We start from the raw sequence: 19,828 nt of genomic DNA on the forward strand, positions 1-19,828 counted from the left end.
GCAGATGTCATGGGAAGCGCAGTGTCATGTTGACAATTACGGTTAGCGGTATGCATGGCGGTGTTGGCGCTACGGCCATAGTGGCCAACTTATCTGCTGCGTTGCAGCAGCAGGGACTGCGCTGTTTGTGCATTGATGCAAATGCCGACAATATGCTGCGCTTGGCTTTGGCAGTGAACCCGGAAGAAACCTTGGGCTGGGCAAAATCAAGCCTGACCCACAGTGCATGGCAAGATGCGACGCTACAACATGAGGATGGACGGTGGGTGCTGCCCTTCGGTGAGCTAAACGTTGATGAACTGGCGCGCTTTATACCAACCTGGGCCTCCAGCGAGTCACCGTTGCATGATATATTTTACGAGCTACAGTCTTTGCCCCTGGACTGCGTAGTGATTGACGGGCCACGCTCGCGATTGCTGCCACATTATTCCCTTCCCAGTGTCGATCTAACTTTGTACGTCGCGGCGCCGGATGCGGCGAGCTATGCCTTGTTAAAACAAGACGCCAAAAACTGGCAGTCGCCGAACTCTCGTATTCTCATTAATCGTTTACAGCCTGCTCAAGAGCTGGCCAGCGCCATTGCGAGCTTTATTGCCGATGATTTTGAAGAGCGAATGGTGCCCTGTGTAGTGCACGAGGACTTGATTGTCGCGGAGGCTCAGGCTGAATTGTCATCGGTGATCGGATGCGCGCCGGACAGCCAAGCCGCCCAAGACTTTCAAAGCCTTGCGCTTTGGTGTCAAAGCGAACTCCAGAGCAGGGAAAAATGAACGAAGATTTTTCGTCTATTCTGCGGGCCCGCTATCGGCACTATGCTGGCGTTAGTTTGGTGTCGCTGCCAGGGAAATGCATACTGATTAGCTGGTTACTGTTCTCTGCGCTGTTTCTGCGCAGCCGAATTGCAGGCTGTGAGAGTTGGCGGCTGCCTGAAGTGTTTTTCCCCCATATATCCTTGATTCGTCCCCGTTTGTTAGATCCTGTACGTGTTCTCGTGCAAATATTCTGGTTGTTCTTCATCCGCGCTCCCCAGCATAAGAGTGGGAACAAAAACATTGCAAAGAGGCTGTCGCATGGGCTAGGCGCAAGGTTGGTAGGCGCTGGGAGCGTAGCCAAAGTGAACTGGCTTCAGCCTGCATTTTGGCAGGCGCGGGATGCCAGCGTTGCCAGGCGTCACCGGCAACCGCTGACCATTGCACTTGCAGCTGTGTTAGCAGTGCTGTGCATAACCGTGCCATTAGACCCAATGGCCCAGTTCGTATTCGCATCGGCACTTTTCGGCGTGTTGCTGATATTTAACAAGTTGCCAGGTCGCTTTCCGCAGATGCTGATGATTGTGCTGTCGCTGCTAATCTCCTGCCGGTATATCTGGTGGCGCTGCAGCTCCACACTCAATTTTGACGACCCACTTGGCCTTGCGCTCGGTATTGTGCTGTTGCTTGCAGAACTCTATGCCTGGTTGGTGTTACTGCTGGGCTATTTTCAGAATATCTGGCCGCTCAACCGCCCTGCGAAATCACTGCCTAAAAATACGGCGGACTGGCCGTCGGTGGATATATTTGTGCCGAGCTATAACGAAGACCTAGAGGTTGTGAGAGCCACAATCTATGCTTGCCAGGGCTTGGATTGGCCAAAGGATAAGATGGAAATCTATCTCCTCGACGATGGTCGGCGAGATGAATTTCGAGATTTTGCCCGCGATGTTGGCGTGCACTACATCACCCGCAGCGATAACCGCCATGCCAAAGCGGGCAATATTAACAATGCTTTAAAGCAGTCACGTGGTGAGTATGTCGCTATCTTCGACTGTGACCACATCCCAACACGCGCCTTCCTTCAATTATCGATGGGCTGGTTTATCTGCGACCCTAAGCTTGCTCTCGTGCAAACCCCCCACCACTTTTTCTCACCGGATCCCTTTGAGCGTAATCTGAGTAATTTTAGGAAAGTGCCGAACGAGGGTGGTTTGTTTTACGGCCTGATACAAAATGGCAACGACCTGTGGAACGGGGCGTTTTTCTGTGGTTCCTGCGCGGTTATTCGCCGTGGTCCTCTGGAGGAAATCGGTGGGGTCGCTGTGGAAACCGTCACCGAAGACGCACACACCTCGCTGCGATTGCATCGCTTAGGCTATAACTCTGCCTACATACGGGCTCCGCTGGCGGCGGGGCTGGCCACTGAAACCCTCTCAGCCCATATCGGGCAGCGCATTCGCTGGGCTCGTGGAATGGCGCAGATATTGCGTTTGGATAACCCCTTGCGTGGCCCTGGTTTAAAACTGCGACAGCGCCTGTGTTATTTCAATGCTATGTTGCATTTTCTGTCGGGTATTCCTCGTTTGGTTTTCCTATTGGCACCGCTAGCCTTTTTATTGCTGCATACTTACATTATCTACGCCCCGGCGATAATGATTTTTCTGTATGTGCTGCCCCATATGCTTTATTCCTCGGTGGTGAATGCCAAGATTCAGGGCCGATATCGGCACTCTTTTTGGGGAGAGGTCTATGAAACGGTGCTATCGTGGTACATCGCTAGGCCGACGACGGTCGCACTGTTTGCGCCACACAAGGGCACATTCAATGTAACGGCAAAGGGCGGCTTAATCCATGAGAAATATTTCGACTGGGTAATGTCTCGACCCTATATATTGCTCGTGCTGCTGAATGTTTTCGGTTTTTTGGTTGGCCTGTGGCGCTTGTACGCGGGGCCGAGTAATGAGATCAGCGCGGTTTTACTCAATCTTTTTTGGGTGGTCTATAACCTGTTGATATTAGGCGGAGCGGTGGCGGTGGCGGCCGAGGCGAAACAACTGCGCAGTGATCACCGCGTTCAGGTGCGTTTCCCGGTGGTACTGGAACTGCCCAGTGGGCATTTGCTCCATGCGCAATTGGTCGACTTTTCGCTAAGTGGCGCCAGGATAGAAATGTCGGCGGACGCTGCGGAACAAGTGGGCCAGCGTGTGAACGTCATTATGGACCGTGCAGGCAGGGAATATAGCTTTGCGATGACGACGGTATTTAAAGGGCGGGATGTTGTTGGTTTGCGGCTGTGCGATCAATCGCCAAGCAGCATGGTGAATTATGTGCAGTGTACCTTTGCTCGGGCAGATAACTGGGTGAGCTGGAAGCAAAATATGAGCGTCGACAAACCCCTTAGTAGTATGGCTGCGGTGATGAGCATCAGCGTGCAAGGCTATCGACGTTTGCTGAGGGCGGGGCCGCAGCCTCTTCCCCAGTTACTGACTACAATTAAAACGTTGGTGGAGATGGCGAAGAGCCTTCGTCCACAGCCAATTTTGATTAGGGTGGAAGAAGCATGAATCAGCGTAGCAAGGCACCGAGAGCGGTTGATATCTGCCGATGGGTTCTGTTGGCGTTCTGTGCAGCATGTCTTCCTTCATGGGCCGAGCAAGTAGTGCTGGAGTCGCCGCCGTGGCGGCAGGCCGTTGAGCTGAGGCGTTACGATTATTCGCTGACTGAACTGGGGTATCCTCAAAGTGTCCTGCTGCGCGGCAGTGAGAGCTCGGCTGGACTAAGTTTCGGGTCGCGGCTTGATGAGCTGGTCGAAGAAGCTACGCTGGATCTGGGCTTCGCATTCTCCCCCTCCTTGGTCGCACACTTGTCGCACCTCAAAGTCTACCTTAACGGCGAGTTTATGTCGGCGATTGCGGTCGACCCAGAAAAGCGCTTGCAACAAAAAGCAAGCATCCCTCTCAATACGCGTTACTTAGCTGATTTCAATCAGGTGCGCGTGCAATTGGTAGGGCAGCCGCCTGAGCAATGCTTCAGTCCAGATAGCCCTAGCATTTGGGCAGAGCTTACCGGTGAAACGCGTTTGAGAACCGTTAGCCGTGTTTTACCCGTTGCCAATAATTTGCAGATGCTACCCGCGCCATTTTTCGATCGTCGCGATTACCGTGCGCTGCAATTACCAGTGGTCTTCAGTGGTGGCGTTAGCCTGCAAACGCTACGTGCCGCTGGCATTGTGACATCCTGGTTCGGTGCTCTGGCAAACTGGCGGGGCGCGAGCTTCCCAGTAGCGGGTGAGGTCATACCTCCTCAACACGCCTTGGTATTTATGACCAATATGCAGCGCCCCAGGGCCCTGCAAGATTTTCCCCCGGTGAGTGCGCCGACGCTGCAAGTGATCAGTCATCCGAAAAATGCCGCTGCCAAACTACTGTTAATCCAGGGTCGTGATGACGCGGACCTAATACAGGCTGCCAAGGGTTTGGTTCTGGGCAGTGAGTTACTCTCTGGGCCGGTCGCGGAAATACAGCGAGCGGTACAAAACAAACCGAGAAAACCCTACGATGCGCCGAATTGGCTGCCCACAGACCGACCAGTGCGCTTTGGCGAACTCGTCGACAACCTCAATCAACTACAAGTTGAGGGGCGTACACCTGCTCCGGTACGGGTAGGGTTTCAGCTCCCGCCAGACCTATTTACCTGGCGGAGCCGTGGGATTCCTGTGGAGTTAGATTACAGGTACTCGCCCCCTGTTGAAGATGGCAGTGGCTCGCAGATGAGTTTAAGTATTAACGAGCAGTTTATTGAGGCGTTTAACTTAACCCGCAAAGGTTTTTCTGGCGAGGCCAAGCGCTTTCGTGTGCCCCTGCTCAATGACGGTTTTTTGTCGGCGAATCAGCGTCTGCGTATTCCCGCGTTTAAGGTTGGCAGTCGCAATCAGCTGGAATTCAAATTCGATTTTGCTGGCATCAACAGCGGCGAGTGCAAAAGTTTGGCGCCCGCCCAGCGCTACGCTGTTGTCGATGCCGATTCAACCGTTGATTTTACCGGCTTTGCGCACTACATCGAGATGCCCAATCTGCGCGCATTCGCGAATGCCGCCTATCCCTTTACGCGTATGGCTGATCTTTCCGAAACGGCAGTGCTGATGCCCGACAGCCAAAATCGCGAGATTGTTCAGACCTATCTTCAGTTGATGGGCTTTGCGGGAGCCAGTTCAGGTTATCCCGCATTGGCAATGGAGTTGTTTGACGATTGGCAGGAGGCAGAGTTAAAAGATCGAGACATTTTGCTGATCGCAGCCAACGGCGAGCTCGCCAATGTGGGTGAGGACTTGCCCATACTCTTTAATCGCAGCGAGCGGATGCTGCAAAAGCCGCGTAAAAATATCGTTTCAGAAAGCGATACCTGGGCAGGGGCTGCGCCAGCACTGGCATCGGCGACAACAGCAGTCGAAGCCAGTGCGAGTGGGCGGTTTGCTGCACTACTGGGTATGCGTTCTCCCTACAATGATGACCGCAGTGTGGTCGCCGTGCTTGCGGCTCGTCCCGGCGACATGGCGATAGTAAGAGAGGCGCTTTCCGATAGCGGAAAAATCGCCGAGATGTATGGCTCGGTTGTGGTATTCCGCGAGGGTGGCCAGGCCAGTTTTAATGTTGGCGACAAATACTATGTGGGTAAGCTGCGCGTTTGGGACTTAATCTGGTACCACTTTTCCCGCTACCCAATGCTGCTCGGAATCATCAGCATTATTGTTGTGCTAATGCTAGCAGTGGTGCTATGGCGGCTGTTAAGTGGTGTGGCGCGGCGTCGCCTACAGCAGGGGGATGAGTGAATCGTCGGTGTTTAGCATTACTGCTGGCCATCTTCCCCGGGTGGCTGTGGGCTGAATGCAGTTGGCCTGCATGGCAGCATTTTGCCGAACAATATATCGACAACGGGCGAGTGGTTGATGGCAGCGACCCTCGCCAAATTACGACCTCAGAGGGTCAGTCCTACGCGATGTTTTTCGCCTTGCTGGCGAACGACCAGAAGCGTTTTGCCGATTTACATGAATGGACGGAGCAACATCTTGCCAAAGGTGACTTAAGCGCTAACCTACCTTCGTGGCTGTGGGGGCGCGCACAGGACAATAGTTGGGCAGTGCTGGATGCTAACTCGGCTGCGGACTCCGATACCTGGATCGCCTACTCCCTGGCCGAGGCCGGTCGCCTTTGGAACAATCACCACTATCGCTCGCAGGGCTATTTCCTCGCCAACCACATTGCTCGGCAAGAGACCCGCGAGGTCGACCCTATTGGCAGGGTATTGATGCCGGCACCAGAAGGCTTTGTTAGCGAAGATGCGCTACGCCTCAACCCCAGTTATTGGATGCCACAAATCATTAGCCGCTTCGCGCAACTGTACCCAAACTCCGTTTGGCCTGAGTTAGCTGATGCACTGCCAGCACTGCTGCGCGAGAGCGCAGCAAAGGGCTTGAGTCCCGATTGGGTGGAATGGCGGCAGGGCGACTGGCAAACAGACCCTAAGAGTGGGCCGAAGGGCAGTTACGACGCGATACGCGTTTATCTGTGGGTCGGTATGTTGCATCCTGATGCCGCTGCGGTGCCATTGCAGCACCATTTTGACACCATGCTTGCTCTCACCGAAAGTCGCGGAACTGTCCCTGAGCGGGTGAACCCTGTCAGCGCGACAGCGCGGGGCACTGGCCCCTGGGGCTTCTCAGCGGCGTTGTTGCCGATGCTGTCAAACAGTAACAGAACGGCCCTGCTGGAGGCGCAGCAGCAACGCGTAACCCTCGAGCGAAAAAACAGCGATGGTCTCGGTCCGCGGGATTACTATAACCGAGTGCTGGATCTCTTCGCCGATGCTTGGTTGAGCGGTCGACTGCGGTTCTCTGCAAATGGTGCAGTCGAGACGGCATGGCCGGCGGGGTGTTTATGAGCCGCGCAGCCTTTCTTTGGCTCTTGCTGGCCAGCGCCGTGGGTACCTTGCTTTGGCAGCACGATCCGTTCAAGCTGCGCACGGCGGATGAGAATTCTGCGCCCGCCGACATTATTGTCGCTACCGAAAGCCGCCGCTCGGTGCCGGTGGATAAGTCACTGCAAAACAATATCGAATTGCAGTTGCTAGAGTCTCAGCTGCTGGGGCGGGATGATCTGGTTCAGGCCAAATTGCAGCGCTTGGATGTTATCAATCCAAATGCCGAACATGGGTATTTGTACCGAGCGTGGCTTGCAATTCGAGATGACGATGCTGAGGACGCCGAGCGAGTGCTCGCGGAATTCAAAGCACGTTATGGCGAAACGCTGACATTTTTGCAGTTGGCGGACTACATTGCCCTCCATACCTACAACAAGCCATCAATGCAGCAGGTTGCGTTGTTGGCAAAAACGGGTCGTGTAAAAGAGGCCGCTCAGCAATTTAAAACATTGCTGAGTAATGGGTTTGCTTTGGTATCGAGCGAATTGGAATATTTGCAGATACTGGCGCGGGTTGAGGGGCAAAGGCCTGCTGTGATTCGTCGGCTTCGCGCCTTGAATCAGCAATACCCGCAGGTCGCACCGCTGCGGTTAGCTCTGGCAGACCAGCTGCTGTCCGAGAATTCCGATAGCGAAGCGGGACAGGCAATATTAAAAGACTTGCTCGATGACCCATCACTTGCGCAGCAGGCCTTACAGCGCTGGCTCGCGTCCCTCGCTGAGCAGCCTTTGGGGCCAAACCGTCTCCGTATTCACACAATGTTAGCCGAGCGATTCCCCGATAATCTTGCTGCCATACAGGCAAAGGCCTCAGCCATAGCACTGCAGGAAGAGCAGCGCCGTTTGATGCGCAATCCTCATTATCGCGCGCGCAGCCGGGGTTTGGCGTTACTGGATGCCGGAAACCTGCAGGCCGCTGAGAAGAAATTGCGTTACGCTCTTGCTGGCCGACCGCAAGATGCCGAAGTTCTCGGCGGCTTGGGGCTTGTGTATTTGCGTCGCGGCGAGCATCAGCGCGCCCTCAATTATTTTCGCGACGCGGAGCGTTTTAATCGCGATCCAGACCAACAATCGCGCTGGCGCACCCTGATAGACACTGCGGCATATTGGCGAGCGCTTCGTCGTGGCGAGGCCCTGCTTGAGAGGGGGCAGTATGCCAGCGCTCGAAAGGCCTTTTATGAAGCATTATCGATCCAGAGAGCCGAGGTGGAGCCATTGATAGGATTGGCCGATCTGTCGCGCGGCGAGGGTGACTTTGCCGCGGCCGATACGTTCTACCGCCAAGTTTTGTCTCGAGAAGCGCTTAATACCGACGCGCTATGGGGGCGAATCCAGCTTCATAGGCAGTGGCGTGGCCACGACCAGGCTGAGCAGCTGTACAGACGTTACAGTGTCGAGCAGCAGGCCAGCGTTGCGGAGCTCAGAACCGCCTGGTGGCGTCAGCAAAGTGCCGAGCTGCTGGTTCAAGCTCGCGCGTCGGGGGACCCGGTCGCGGTGGCGTCGGCACTTGACGCGCTTCTTGAGTATCCGCCGCTTTCACCATGGCAGCGACTCGACGCTGCCCAGGCCATGGTAGAACTTGGTGACAGCGGGCGCGCAGACCAATATATGGCGCAAACTCCCCGCGTGAGTGGGGATGCCGAAGGGATTTTTGCCTATGCCCTATATCTGTCATCTAGGGGGCAGCGCGCGCAAGCGGTTGAACAACTGCGGTCAATTCCGAAGGCGCGTCGCAGTGATGCCATGCGCAGCAATTTGCTGCGCATGGAATTCGAGCAAGCAGTAGCGGGCTTGCCCGGTGATGACCGCCAAAACCGCTTGCAACAATTGCAAGACCTTCAGGGTCAATACAAAGACTCCCCCGATACTCGGCTTAGATTGGCGCAAATGTGGTGGCGCGAAGGTGAAGAAGGCCGTGCCCGAGAGCTTATTCAGTCGTTACTTCCACTGGCCTCCCAAAGTGCCGATCGACAGCAAGGTGTTGCCGAGCTTTGGTTAGAAATGGGCGAGCTCAAAGCGTTTGAGCGTTGGTATCGGCCGATGCGCGCAAAGGCAAACCGCAGCGGCGTTGACGGTCCACAGCTCGACGCATTGGCTGCACGCTATGCAATGGCAAAAGGGCAGTACTTTGCAGAGCGTGAGAAAGAGGTTCTGGCACGCCGGTATTACCGCGAGGCCGCAGACATTCGCGGCGAACATCGTGCGGAGGCCTTGCTGGCACTAATAAGTTTGAGCGGGAAATCCGCTGATACAAGTGCCTTTGCCCAGCATCATCAAATGCTATTTGCCATGCGTGCTGAGCTAAGCGCTGAGCAGGTACTGCAAGCAGCAGCAATAAATACGCAGTATGGGAAGGCAAAAGCAAGTAAGCAGTGGCTGGCTCTGCTGCCAAAACGCGGGGACGTTAGCGACCAGCAGTTGCGCACGGCGATGCAACAAGCCATTGCGGCAAAAGATTGGTCGGCGGCGCAGCGCTACGCCTACGCCGCCTTGCAGCGTGCGCAGGGGCAGCCCGTTGATACGGCGCTGTCTGAAGACGCACGCCGACAATTGTATGACAGTGCCGACCGCGAATACTGGCTGGGTAGTAGCGTGGTGGCCGCCATTGACGAGTTGCGCGAACGGCAGTCGGGGTACATTAAAGCGGGTATAGACCTCACCGAGCGGCGATCCGGTACCGCATTACAGCAGATGCCAATAGAGCTGCGCTGGCCTTTTCCCCGTTATGATGGACACGCAATTTTGCGCGTAGATCGTGTATCGATCGACTCAGGACAAGTGGATTATCTCGACCCGGATGGCAATACGCCGCCCAATATTACGCGCATACCGTTTGACGAATCGGCAAGCGGAACGGCTGTCGGGCTGGGTTGGCAGGCACGCAACTGGCAAGCCGATATTGGCACCACCCCGCTGGGTTTTACCAAGGAAAATTGGGTGGGAGGTGTTTCGGTAAGAGGCAAGCTGGGTAAGTTTGGTTGGTCTGCGACGGCGTCTCGGCGACCAGAAACTGGCACCGCGCTTTCCTATGCCGGGATGACTGTGCCACAGGGAGCGACAGGTGCTGGTAGGGAATGGGGCGGTGTGCTGCGCAGCGGCCTTAAATTTGGCTTGAGTTATGACCTAGGCGGTCGCTATGGCTATTGGTCGAGTGCTCAATTTCATCAGTTGCACGGTGACGATGTCGCGGATAACCAACGACTCGCCCTGATGGGTGGGGTTTACCGCCGTATTATCGCCGAGGAAAACCGTAACTTGCGTGTTGGCCTGAATGTCATGGCGCTGAGCTACGACAAGAATCTGAGTGAATACAGCTTGCAGCACGGAGCATACTACAGCCCCCAAAAGTACCTATCGCTGTCTATACCTGTGCGCTACTTTGGTCGCGTAGGGGAGAATTGGTCCTACTTGCTCGGTGGCGCGGTCTCGTTCTCGCAGAGCGATGAGGACCCCTTGTATGAACTCGCCACTGGCGGCGGCGGTGGCGGTGGCCCGGGGTATTTTTTGGAAGCGGCGATAGAGCGGCGCGTGAGTCGCCACTGGTATATCGGCTTGGCAGCAGATATTTATCGAGCTGATTTCTACGAGCCCAATCATGCATCGCTGTATGTGAAGTACCAGTTCGATGATCGCTGGCAGCCCATTTACACGCCGCCTGAGCCTCCCATTCCGTACAGCGATTTTGACTAGCCATCTGAAGGAAGGCGATATTGAGCGCCCCTGAGAACATTTTATATATCGGCCACGTTTGGCCCGAGCCAAATTCGTCTGCGGCGGGGCGGCGCACACTATCACTGATTCGCTGTCTGCAAGCCGCTGGCGGCCGGGTGACGTTCGCCTGTGCGGCGGCGCTGTCTGAACACCGCTACCCGCTTAGCGACATCGCGGTGGATGAGGTCGAGATTCGGCTAAATTGCGATAGCTTCAATCAATTGCTTAGAAAAATGCAGCCAGACCTGGTTGTGTTTGACCGCTTTCTCACCGAGGAGCAATTTTCCTGGCGGGTGGCCAAAGAGTGCCCGCAGGCGATGTGCATACTCGATACTCAGGATCTTCACTGCCTGCGCGACGCCCGCCATCAGGCGCTCAAGCGCGGGCAGAACACGATGCGGCCCGATAGCGAGCTACTGAGTAGTGAGCTGGCGTTGCGCGAGTTGGCATCCATATGGCGATGCGACCTGAGCTTGATGATTTCTACTGCAGAGATATCGCTGCTGCAGTCCCACTACGGTGTTAGTGCCGAGCTGCTGCATCACCTGCCATTTAGCAGTGAAGGTGGAACGGCGTCACCGCTGCCTTACGCGCAGCGACGCCATTTTATCTGTATTGGCAATTTTCGACACGAGCCAAACTGGGACAGCCTGCGTTATTTACGCAGCGAATTATGGCCCGAGATACGCCGGCAACTGCCATCGGCGCAGTGTCATGTGTACGGGGCGTACCCGCCTCCAAAAGCGCAGCAACTGCACAGTGAAAAGCACGGTTTTTTGCTCAAAGGGTGGGCCAAAGATGCCGCCGCCGTGATGCGACAGGCCCGCGTTTGTATCGCGCCTCTGCGCTTCGGTGCCGGGCAAAAGGGCAAGCTGCTGGAGGCGATGGAGCAGGCAACTCCCTCGGTAACCACAAGCATTGGCGCGGAGGGGATGGTGGATACGCCAGCCAACTGGGGCGGGGTGGTTGCGGATTCGCCGCAGGCGTTAATCGAGGCAGCGGTGTCGCTATACCGCGATGAGTCGAACTGGCGCAGTGCCCAAGAGCGCGCCGTGCGCTGCCTGGCGCCGTATACGTCCGCGGAGCCAAGCCAAGCGCTCCGGTCGCGTATTGGTCAGCTATCTGGCGAGCTGGCTGTTCATCGCCAGGGCAATTTTATCGGTGCCATGCTTCGCCACCACAGCCTGCGCAGTCATCAGTATATGTCTCAGTGGATAGCGGCTAAGTCTCAGCTGGCTACTGCGCACTGAGGTTTGCAAAGTGGCTATTCATCTGCCATGTTGGATGCGCTGTATGATTTTTGATCAAGCTCGCCGGGCATCTTCACGGCCCTGAGCAGCGACCCAACGTTGGAGCGGAGTGGCGATGGACCATCTTATTTTCGATGCACATTTGCACATCATCGATCCCGCTTACCCATTGACCAGCAACCAGGGCTTTCTGCCGTCTGCGTTTACCGTCGACGACTACATCCACCAGACCGCTGACCTCGGCATTGCCGGTGGGGCAGTGGTGTCTGGGTCATTTCAGAGCTTTGATCAGTCCTACCTGCAAGCCGCGCTCGTCAGCCTGGGCCCGCACTTTGTGGGCGTTACCCAGCTGCCCCATGACACCCCTGATGATACTTTGGTGGCACTCGACCGCCAGCGGGTTCGCGCCGTTCGTTTTAATTTGCGGCGCGGGGGCTCGGAGTCGGTGCAGCACCTGTTTTCGTTTGCGAACCGGGTGCACGAGCTATTGGGTTGGCATACGGAAATCTACTGCGACAGCGCAGCACTGGAAGAATTGGAAACGCCGCTGTGTGCGCTGCCGGCGGTAAGCATTGATCACCTGGGCTTGAGTAAGGCCGGGTTGCCGCTGCTGTATCGTTTGGTTGAGAGGGGCGTCAAGGTTAAGGCAACGGGCTTTGGACGGGTCGACTTCGCTGTCAGTCAGGTCGTCAAACGCCTCCATAGCATTAACCCAAAGGCCTTGATGTTCGGCACTGACTTGCCTTCAACGCGCTCGCCTAGGCCGTTTAATCCAATAGATATTGAGATCATCGGCAATGCACTGGGCGATAGCGATGCGCGCTGTGTGTTGTGGAAAAACGCCGTCGAATTCTACCGCTTGCAGGGCGAATAACCGCGCCAACCTTGACCGCCGATTGCCCCTTGATTACAGTCCCGCCCCTTGCATCGACTCACCTGAGATCATGGCTGTGCCCGCGCAGCTCGCCAATACCATGACAGAACTCACTATACCCACCGCAGTACTCGCTCTGCTTGCATTGCTTGCCGATCGTGTATTGGGCGAGCCGCGTCGCTGCCACCCACTGGTTGGCTTTGGCAGATTTGCGCATTATCTGGAGGCCAGGCTCAACCGGGGAAGTGGCTCTCTCAAATTGTGGGCAGGTGCTCTGGCATACACCGTCGCGGTGCTGCCTCCGGTGCTTGTGCTCTATGGCATCAGTGTTGTGCTGAGCGAATTCTCCCCTTTGCTGGAGGCGCTGTTGTCCGTGGTCATTTTGTATTTGGCCGTCGGCTGGCAGAGTATGCGCGAGCATGTGCAGCCGATTTTAACGGCGTTAGAACAGCGTGATCTTCCCGGTGCCAGGCAGGCTTTGTCATACATAGTCAGCCGGGACACGGCAGAGCTCAACGACGCCCAGGTGCTCAGTGCCAGCATCGAGACGACGCTGGAAAATAGCAGTGATGCGTTGTTTGCCTCGCTGTTTTGGTTTGCCGTGGCGGGCCCTTGCGGGGTGCTTGTGCACCGTTTGAGCAATACCCTGGATGCGATGTGGGGCTACCGCAATGCGCGTTTTAATTTGTTCGGCCGCGTGGCGGCGCGCTGCGATGATGTGTTGAATTTTATTCCCGCTCAGCTCACCGCGCTGAGCTTTGCGCTGGTGTCTTTCTCCGCGAGCGCGATTCGCTGCCTGGTTTCTCAGGGGTGGCGCTGGAAGAGCATTAACGCCGGCGCGGTAATGGCCAGCGGCGCCGCCGCCTTGGGCATCACCGTCGGAGGCGCCGCCAATTACCATGGGCAGCAGCAACAGCGTGCGACGCTGGGCGCAGGTCGCCTGCCCCAGCCGGAGGATGTGCGGCGGAGTTTGCGCTTGGTGGATACGGTTTGCGCGGTGTGGTTGCTCAGTGCATTGGTGGGAGCATTACTATGAGCGAGCGAGTCGTGCCGCCTCGCCACGGTGGCGACCCCAATGAGCTTCACTACCCCGAAGGCATGCCGAGGCCCTTGTTAAATCTGGCCACCGGGATCAACCCCTGGCCCTGGCCGGTTCCGGCCTTGCCGAGCCATTGCTTTACGGAATTGCCCTATGAAAACCCTCAATTACAGGCGTCGGCAGCGGCCTATTACCAGGTTGATGTTGCGCAGTTGTTGCTGTGTGGTGGCAGCCAACCGGTAATTCAGTTGCTGCCGCAGTTATACCCTCAGGGCAATGTGCTGTTGCCCGCCGTGGCCTACGAAGAACACGCCTACCGCTGGCAGCTGGGGGGGCATCACTGCCGGTTTTTCCGCGACTACAGCAGCGAGGCCGTGGCCGCGCAAATTCGCGAGCAAGATATTCAGTATTTAGTGCTGATCAACCCCAATAACCCCGATGGCCGGCAACTCCCGGTCACCGTAGTCGCGCAGTGGTTGGCGCTACTGCCGCCAGAGGGTTGCCTGGTAATTGATCAAGCCTATGTGGATTGTGTGCCGGCCTATCAGGCCAATGCCTTGTTGGCCGATAAGCGCGTTGTGCTGCTGCGCTCGGTAGGAAAGTTCTTTGGTTTGCCCGGGCTGCGTCTGGGCGCCGTACTGAGTCACCCAGAGACGATTATCCGCTTGCGCGAGCAACTTGGGCCCTGGTCGGTTAATCATGCCGCGCAGCTGATTGGCCAGCAGTTATTCGCCGACCGTGAATGGCAGGAAACGATGAGGCAGCAATTGCCGCTTGCCGCACACCAACAGGCGCAACAGCTGCTGCGCTGCTTTGGGCGCGACGTCGAGCACTGTGCGGTGACGCCGCTATTCACCACACTAAAAATGCCGCTGGGGCAGGCGGAAAAGTGGGCGATGCAGGCCCTGAAGCAGGGGCTACTGTGCCGGGTTTATCGCTGCGGCGAATACGGTTATATGCGCTGGGGACTCGCTGCCAACGCAGACTTGCTGGCCGAGCGACTGGCGTTAATTGAGGAGGCGCCCTGTGGATGAAGGTATTTCTTACCTGTTGGAGCAGTTACAGCCGCTGGGCGCGGTTAGCGCGCGGCGTATGTTTGGCGGCTACGGCATCTTTTGCGACGGACTGATGTTCGCGCTGATCGCTGATGAGCAGCTGTATTTCAAGGTGGATTCAAACAATACCGGCAACTATGAACAGCGCGATTTGCCGCCGTTTCGATACCAACGCCGACATCAGTGGGTTGAACTCAGCTACCGGCTTGCGCCGGAGGAACTCATTGATGAGGCCGACGAATTAATTCTTTGGGCTGCCGATGCTGTTGCCGCAGCACGGCGTGCTCGCGGTGTATAATGGGCGAGGATTTAGCAGGAGTAGAGCACCATGCACATTGAACAGGCCATTCGCGACAAAATTACAGATGCCTTGTCGCCGACTCACTTTGAAGTGACCAATGAAAGTCATATGCACAGCGTGCCCAAAGACTCTGAAACTCACTTTAAGCTTGTCATTGTTGCCGAGGGCTTTAGCGGTAAGCGGCGAGTGGCCAGACACCAAGCCGTCTACGCTGCGCTTGCCAAGGAATTAGCCGGACCGGTACATGCGCTGGCCCTTCACCTGTTTAGCCCTGAGGAATGGCAGGAAAAAACGGCAGCGGTTCCCGATTCGCCGCAGTGCCTGGGCGGTAGTAAAAAGGAGGCCAAAGGCTGATATGTCAAACATTGTTGTAGCGGCGCTGTATAAGTTTGTCAGCCTGCCAGACTTCCACGAACTTAGAGAGCCCTTGCTTGACCATTGCCTTACCCAGAATATTCGCGGCACATTGCTGCTGGCCGAAGAGGGCATCAACGGTACCGTCGCAGGCAGCCGCGAGGCCATCGATAGCCTATTGGCGTACCTGAAAGCTGACCCCAGGTTGGCAGATCTCAGCCATAAAGAGTCCTTCGATAGCAGCCAACCCTTTTACCGTATGAAGGTAAAGCTGAAGAAAGAAATCGTTACCATGGGGATCGACGGCATCGACCCGAACGAAGTCGTGGGCACCTACGTAAAGCCAAAAGATTGGAATGCACTCATTTCCGACCCCGACGTGGTAGTGATCGATACGCGCAACGACTACGAAGTGGAGATCGGCACCTTTAAGGGGGCTGTAGACCCGAAAACCGAGAGCTTCCGCCAATTCCCGGAATATGTGCGTCAGAACTACAACCCCGCCAAGCACAAAAAAGTTGCCATGTTTTGCACCGGTGGCATTCGTTGTGAAAAGGCCTCAGCGTTTATGAAGCGTGAAGGGTTTGAAGAGGTCTATCACCTGGAGGGCGGCATCCTCAAATACTTGGAGGAGGTCGACCAGCCCGATAGCCTATGGCAGGGCGAATGTTTTGTGTTTGATAACCGAGTATCGGTCAAACAGGGCCTGGAGCCGGGTGAATACGCACTGTGTCACGGTTGCCGCTGGCCCATTACCGACGCCGACCGGCAGAGTGATAAATATGAAGAAGGGGTAAGCTGCCCCGCGTGCCACGACGCGCTTACTGACGAGCAACGGCAGCGTTTTCGAGACCGCCAAAAGCAGATAGAGCTGGCGCGGCAACGCAACGTGCCCCATGTTGGTGCTCCGCCGCCGGAGCGTCAGCGCAGCCGCACCAAGGGTGGGCAGAGCTAGGGGCGAGCACTGGCCCAAACTGTCACCAGTAATGAGCCATCAGGCTATAGCGCCGAGCGGCATTCGGTTTTACACTGTTGGAACAAACTGTGCATTGAGCTGGAGAGGTGTGCATGGTGGCCCTAAAAGAATAAATCAATGATCGGCCTTAGCACGGATACAGGAACATGAGGTTTAAAGGATGAAGCAGTTAGGCGTACTCGATACCGCGTTTGTCAATTTGGAACACCCCAACACACCACAGCATGTTGGGGGAATGGGTATTTATGACCCCTCGACGGCGCCGGGTGGTTTTGTGCGCTTTAAGGGTGTGATCGCAAACTTTGAGCGGCGTTTGAAGAAACACTCAATTTTCCGCTCCAGATTGGTGAATGTGCCGGGTAAGCTTGACCGCCCCTACTGGGTGCAAGATGCCAATTTTGATGTCGAGTTTCATATTCGCCACCTCGCCTTACCCCAGCCCGGAGATTGGCGCCAGCTGTGTATCCTGATTGCTCGCCTACACGCCCGTCCACTCGATATGTCGCGCCCGCTTTGGGAGGCCTATATTATCGAGGGCCTGGACAATATCCCCGGCGTGCCCAAAGGGGGCTTTGCTATCTACACCAAGATGCATCACTCCTTGGTGGATGGCGCGGGTGGTTCGTCAATTATGTCGGTGATTCACGACCTTGAGCCCGACCCCGAAGCGGTGCCAGAAGCCCCGGAAACGGTCATGGTCGATATCGCGCCAAGCCCGCTGTATCTGGGAACGGCGACGGCAGTTAATCAGCTGAAAAACAGTGTGAAAATGCTGGGCGGTGCCGCCAATACCCTGGCGGATTTGGGCAAGCTGGCATGGGGCGTTGCGCGCAAGCGTATTCCCATGCCGTCAATCACCTCGCCGCGCACGCGCTTTAACACGCCCGTTGGCCCCTACCGCGTGTTTGAAGCCGCAGAGTTCTCGCTGGAAGACGTCAAGCTTGTAAAGAACCATAGCGGCGTCAAAATCAACGATGTGGTGTTATCTGTGGTCGGCGGGGCGATGCGCAAATACCTGCAGCACCACAATGAATTACCCGAGGACAGCTTGGCGGTGTCCATTCCGCTGAACATGCGCACGCGCCGCGGGGTTTCTGATGAGAATAACCAGGTCGGATCGGTGTTCGTTGAAGTGCACACCGAACTGGATGACCCACTGGCGCGTTTGAAAGCTATTTATCAAAGCAGCCAGGATGCCAAGGCCTTCGGGGAAAACTCGCCCCTGGTCGACGTGCTGCGCTTAGCCGGTGTGATGCCGCCAGCAATGACGCGACCCATCGTCAATACCTACGTCAATAACGAACTGACGCAGCACTTGCCACTGGGTATCAGCTCCGTGGTGTCAAATGTAGCGGGGCCTCCGTTCCCACTGTATTCCGCGGGCGCGCAGATGGTGCGCTATTACGGCCTGGGCCTGCTCACACCGGGCGTAGGGCTATTCCATTTGGTATTTAGCTCATCCGGTGTCGTGACCATGTCGATTCTGGGCGATCGCGACAGCATGCCGGATCCTGCTTTCTACCGCGAATGTGTCGAGAAAGCCTTCCAGGAACTGCTGGATGCGGTGAAGGCGGATATCAGCAAGCAGGAAGCGGAGGCGAAGAAGCCCAAAGCGCGCAAGAAAGCGCCTGCCAAAAAAGCCGTGAAGAAAGTCGGCAGTGGCGCTGTTGCTAAGGCGCCGGTCAAAAAGGCGCGAGCGGCATCCACCAAAGCCAGTTCAACCAAGTCGGCGACCACAGCCAAGCGCAGTCGCGCGAGCAGTGGCGCGGCGGAGCCTGTTGAGTCGATACTTAAGCCCGAAGCAGAAGTGAGTAGCAATGCTGCGAGTAATGTTGTTAGCCTGAGCGCAGAGTCGGGTAAATAACAACAGCGGCGCAAGCGAAAAAACGGGGGCGTTCAAGCCCCCGTTTTTTATGTGCGGATTCTTTTGTTCGAAAGGTGGCGTGAAGCGAGCAAGCTTGTCAATGAGCGCTGAGAGACACCTGATCCCGCCCCGCAGCCTTAGCCTCGTATAGTGCTTCATCGGCTTTTTTTATCAGCTCGTCGGGGCTGTTATCTTTGATTGGGGTAAACGACGCGATTCCGGCGCTAACCGAGACGACCCCGGATTGTGGCGATGCTTCGTGGGGGATGGCGAGTAAGCGTAAATCGCCTACGAGCCTATTCGCCAACTTCAAGGCATTGGCCTTGGACACATCGAATAGCAGAACAATAAACTCTTCCCCACCCGTGCGGGCAATTACATCGGTTTCGCGGGTGAAACGCTTTTTCAGCAGGTCTGCAAATTGCCGCAATACATGGTCGCCGCCGTCGTGGCCGTAGCGGTCGTTGTACTGTTTGAAGTAATCAAGATCGAAAACAATCGCGCTGAGGCTAAGCTGACGGCGCGATGCCAGCTTCCACAGGTAGTCCAGGCGCTCCTGAAAAAGGCGGCGATTGCCGATGCCAGTCAATGCATCCTTGTAGGAATACGCTTCGAGCTTACTGGTGTGGTTGGCGACATGTTCGAGGAGCTCGTTGTATTCATCGACCAGTTTGCCGAGCTCGTCATTATGTTTGTAATTGAGTTTTTGTTGATAGTTGCTCGACTGCCGTATTCGGCGCATGGTCAGAGCGAGGTTTTCAATGGGGTAGATAATGGAGCGTTTCATCAGCACCATTACGACCGCCCAAGACAGCATCGCGATGATCAGGGCAGCAACGATCGTTGGGCTGAAAATTTCGTCGTCAAAGGCACGTGGTGCTGTTTTGAAACGCATGTGCACGATGACATCGCCATCGTCGTTTTGCAGCAGGGAGTATAGCGTGTCATCTTCACTGCGCTGGCCGAGGCCGATGCCATATTGCTCGCGTTGCTTGATGCTCTCATCGTGAGTCATGGCGTTCACGGTAAGACCGAGCCGTTCACCCAGTGATGCGATCAGTGCATCATCGATACGGCGCACCGCAATATATATCGACGGCAGCTTATCTGTGGTCCAGTTGGCTTTACCCGCGGCGTAAACCAAGGGGCCATCCTCCTGGCTTAGTATCAACCCTGATGTCTTTGCGCTGCCCTCTCGGCCTAGTCGTGAGAGGGCCTCCTGTACGATTTCCAGCTGAGTGTCGTTGCTGGGAAGGCGGCGTGTTTTCTCTGCTATTTCTCCTGCTTTCACAATTCGATTATGGCCAGTTTCATCAGCCAAAATGAAGTAGTCGAGCTCCCCGTAGCCCCCTATGTGGGCAAGTTGTAAAATGATTGGTGACCAGTCGAGTTGAGCTTCAAGGCTTTGGAGCAGTCCCGCGGCCGCGTAGATTCGGCTTACTCGTCCTTCTAGGTTGTCGCGGTAGCGTTTAACCGCTTGCTCAAAACGATCGACGTCACGCAGATCGGCAGCGTTCTCGATTTTCTTCAGATGGGGGTTGAGTATTAGCTCACGTGCCAGCAAACCAGAAAAAATGGTAAACAGCATGGTGCTGGCGATAATCAGCGTGGCTTTTCGGGTAAGCGTCATGAGATTACTGGATGTCCGTGTCCAAGTGCGCGAAGGATATCTCAGTG

At 56.0% G+C, this 19,828-nt stretch carries 14 protein-coding genes; 13 read left to right on the forward strand and 1 reads right to left on the reverse strand.

All coding sequences use genetic code 11. From position 1 onward, the window contains the following. Positions 1-26 precede the first annotated feature (26 nt). The 13 genes from bcsQ (at position 27) to H573_RS17420 (ending at position 18,151) form a co-directional block, all read left to right on the forward strand. Positions 27-770: a cellulose biosynthesis protein BcsQ gene (gene bcsQ, locus H573_RS0107420; protein WP_027873719.1), complete on the forward strand. Its 744-nt coding sequence runs from the start codon at positions 27-29 to the stop codon at positions 768-770. Then, positions 767-3,316 (forward strand): UDP-forming cellulose synthase catalytic subunit, encoded by a 2,550-nt coding sequence (bcsA, locus tag H573_RS0107425; RefSeq protein ID WP_036256018.1) that lies wholly within the window; start codon positions 767-769, stop codon positions 3,314-3,316. The genes bcsQ and bcsA overlap by 4 nt, the downstream gene beginning before the upstream one ends. Then, the gene (gene bcsB, locus H573_RS17410; RefSeq protein ID WP_084497974.1) at positions 3,313-5,580 is read left to right on the forward strand and encodes a cellulose biosynthesis cyclic di-GMP-binding regulatory protein BcsB; all 2,268 of its coding nucleotides are present in this window, start codon (positions 3,313-3,315) and stop codon (positions 5,578-5,580) included. Before bcsA ends, bcsB begins: the two co-directional genes overlap by 4 nt. Further along, complete coding sequence (gene bcsZ, locus H573_RS0107435; RefSeq protein ID WP_027873721.1) at positions 5,577-6,689, forward strand: cellulose synthase complex periplasmic endoglucanase BcsZ; 1,113 nt, start codon at positions 5,577-5,579, stop codon at positions 6,687-6,689. The genes bcsB and bcsZ overlap by 4 nt, the downstream gene beginning before the upstream one ends. Beyond that, complete coding sequence (locus H573_RS0107440; RefSeq protein ID WP_161624246.1) at positions 6,686-10,417, forward strand: cellulose synthase subunit BcsC-related outer membrane protein; 3,732 nt, start codon at positions 6,686-6,688, stop codon at positions 10,415-10,417. Before bcsZ ends, H573_RS0107440 begins: the two co-directional genes overlap by 4 nt. A 20-nt stretch (positions 10,418-10,437) precedes the next feature. Continuing rightward, on the forward strand, positions 10,438-11,688 hold the full coding sequence (locus H573_RS0107445) for a glycosyltransferase family 4 protein (protein WP_036256020.1): 1,251 nt from the start codon (positions 10,438-10,440) through the stop codon (positions 11,686-11,688). A gap of 115 nt (positions 11,689-11,803) precedes the next feature. Further along, on the forward strand, positions 11,804-12,562 hold the full coding sequence (locus H573_RS0107450; protein WP_027873724.1) for an amidohydrolase family protein: 759 nt from the start codon (positions 11,804-11,806) through the stop codon (positions 12,560-12,562). 76 nt (positions 12,563-12,638) lie between these two features. Continuing rightward, the gene (cbiB, locus tag H573_RS0107455) at positions 12,639-13,598 is read left to right on the forward strand and encodes an adenosylcobinamide-phosphate synthase CbiB (RefSeq protein ID WP_205618913.1); all 960 of its coding nucleotides are present in this window, start codon (positions 12,639-12,641) and stop codon (positions 13,596-13,598) included. Further along, positions 13,595-14,635 (forward strand): aminotransferase class I/II-fold pyridoxal phosphate-dependent enzyme, encoded by a 1,041-nt coding sequence (locus tag H573_RS17415; protein ID WP_036256021.1) that lies wholly within the window; start codon positions 13,595-13,597, stop codon positions 14,633-14,635. The genes cbiB and H573_RS17415 overlap by 4 nt, the downstream gene beginning before the upstream one ends. After that, on the forward strand, positions 14,628-14,954 hold the full coding sequence (locus H573_RS0107465; protein WP_051171092.1) for a TfoX/Sxy family protein: 327 nt from the start codon (positions 14,628-14,630) through the stop codon (positions 14,952-14,954). Before H573_RS17415 ends, H573_RS0107465 begins: the two co-directional genes overlap by 8 nt. 30 nt (positions 14,955-14,984) lie before the next feature. Next, positions 14,985-15,311 carry a BolA family protein gene (locus H573_RS0107470; protein ID WP_027873727.1) on the forward strand — a complete coding sequence of 109 codons (327 nt, stop codon included), beginning with the start codon at positions 14,985-14,987 and terminating at the stop codon, positions 15,309-15,311. 1 nt (position 15,312) lies between these two features. Continuing rightward, complete coding sequence (trhO, locus tag H573_RS0107475) at positions 15,313-16,266, forward strand: oxygen-dependent tRNA uridine(34) hydroxylase TrhO (RefSeq protein WP_027873728.1); 954 nt, start codon at positions 15,313-15,315, stop codon at positions 16,264-16,266. A gap of 181 nt (positions 16,267-16,447) precedes the next feature. Further along, positions 16,448-18,151: a WS/DGAT/MGAT family O-acyltransferase gene (locus H573_RS17420; RefSeq protein ID WP_051171093.1), complete on the forward strand. Its 1,704-nt coding sequence runs from the start codon at positions 16,448-16,450 to the stop codon at positions 18,149-18,151. Between the two features lie 97 nt (positions 18,152-18,248). Here H573_RS17420 and H573_RS18945 read toward each other — a convergent pair whose 3' ends face one another. Further along, positions 18,249-19,781, reverse strand: coding sequence for a GGDEF domain-containing protein (locus tag H573_RS18945; RefSeq protein ID WP_051171094.1), 1,533 nt, complete (start codon positions 19,779-19,781; stop codon positions 18,249-18,251). Positions 19,782-19,828 lie beyond the last annotated feature (47 nt).

The organism is Neomelitea salexigens DSM 19753, from assembly GCF_000422345.1.
Taxonomy (GTDB): domain Bacteria; phylum Pseudomonadota; class Gammaproteobacteria; order Pseudomonadales; family Spongiibacteraceae; genus Spongiibacter; species Spongiibacter marinus_A.

Bases quoted from the DNA above. Each gene is read 5' to 3' on its own strand.
- H573_RS0107440 (WP_161624246.1), top strand. From the start codon at position 6,686: ATGAGCCGCGCAGCCTTTCTTTGGCTCTTGCTGGCCAGCGCCGTGGGT.
- bcsB (WP_084497974.1), top strand. From the start codon at position 3,313: ATGAATCAGCGTAGCAAGGCACCGAGAGCGGTTGATATCTGCCGATGG.
- H573_RS18945 (WP_051171094.1), bottom strand. From the start codon at position 19,781: ATGACGCTTACCCGAAAAGCCACGCTGATTATCGCCAGCACCATGCTG.
- trhO (WP_027873728.1), top strand. From the start codon at position 15,313: ATGTCAAACATTGTTGTAGCGGCGCTGTATAAGTTTGTCAGCCTGCCA.
- H573_RS17420 (WP_051171093.1), top strand. From the start codon at position 16,448: ATGAAGCAGTTAGGCGTACTCGATACCGCGTTTGTCAATTTGGAACAC.
- bcsA (WP_036256018.1), top strand. From the start codon at position 767: ATGAACGAAGATTTTTCGTCTATTCTGCGGGCCCGCTATCGGCACTAT.
- H573_RS0107470 (WP_027873727.1), top strand. From the start codon at position 14,985: ATGCACATTGAACAGGCCATTCGCGACAAAATTACAGATGCCTTGTCG.
- bcsQ (WP_027873719.1), top strand. From the start codon at position 27: ATGTTGACAATTACGGTTAGCGGTATGCATGGCGGTGTTGGCGCTACG.
- H573_RS0107450 (WP_027873724.1), top strand. From the start codon at position 11,804: ATGGACCATCTTATTTTCGATGCACATTTGCACATCATCGATCCCGCT.
- H573_RS17415 (WP_036256021.1), top strand. From the start codon at position 13,595: ATGAGCGAGCGAGTCGTGCCGCCTCGCCACGGTGGCGACCCCAATGAG.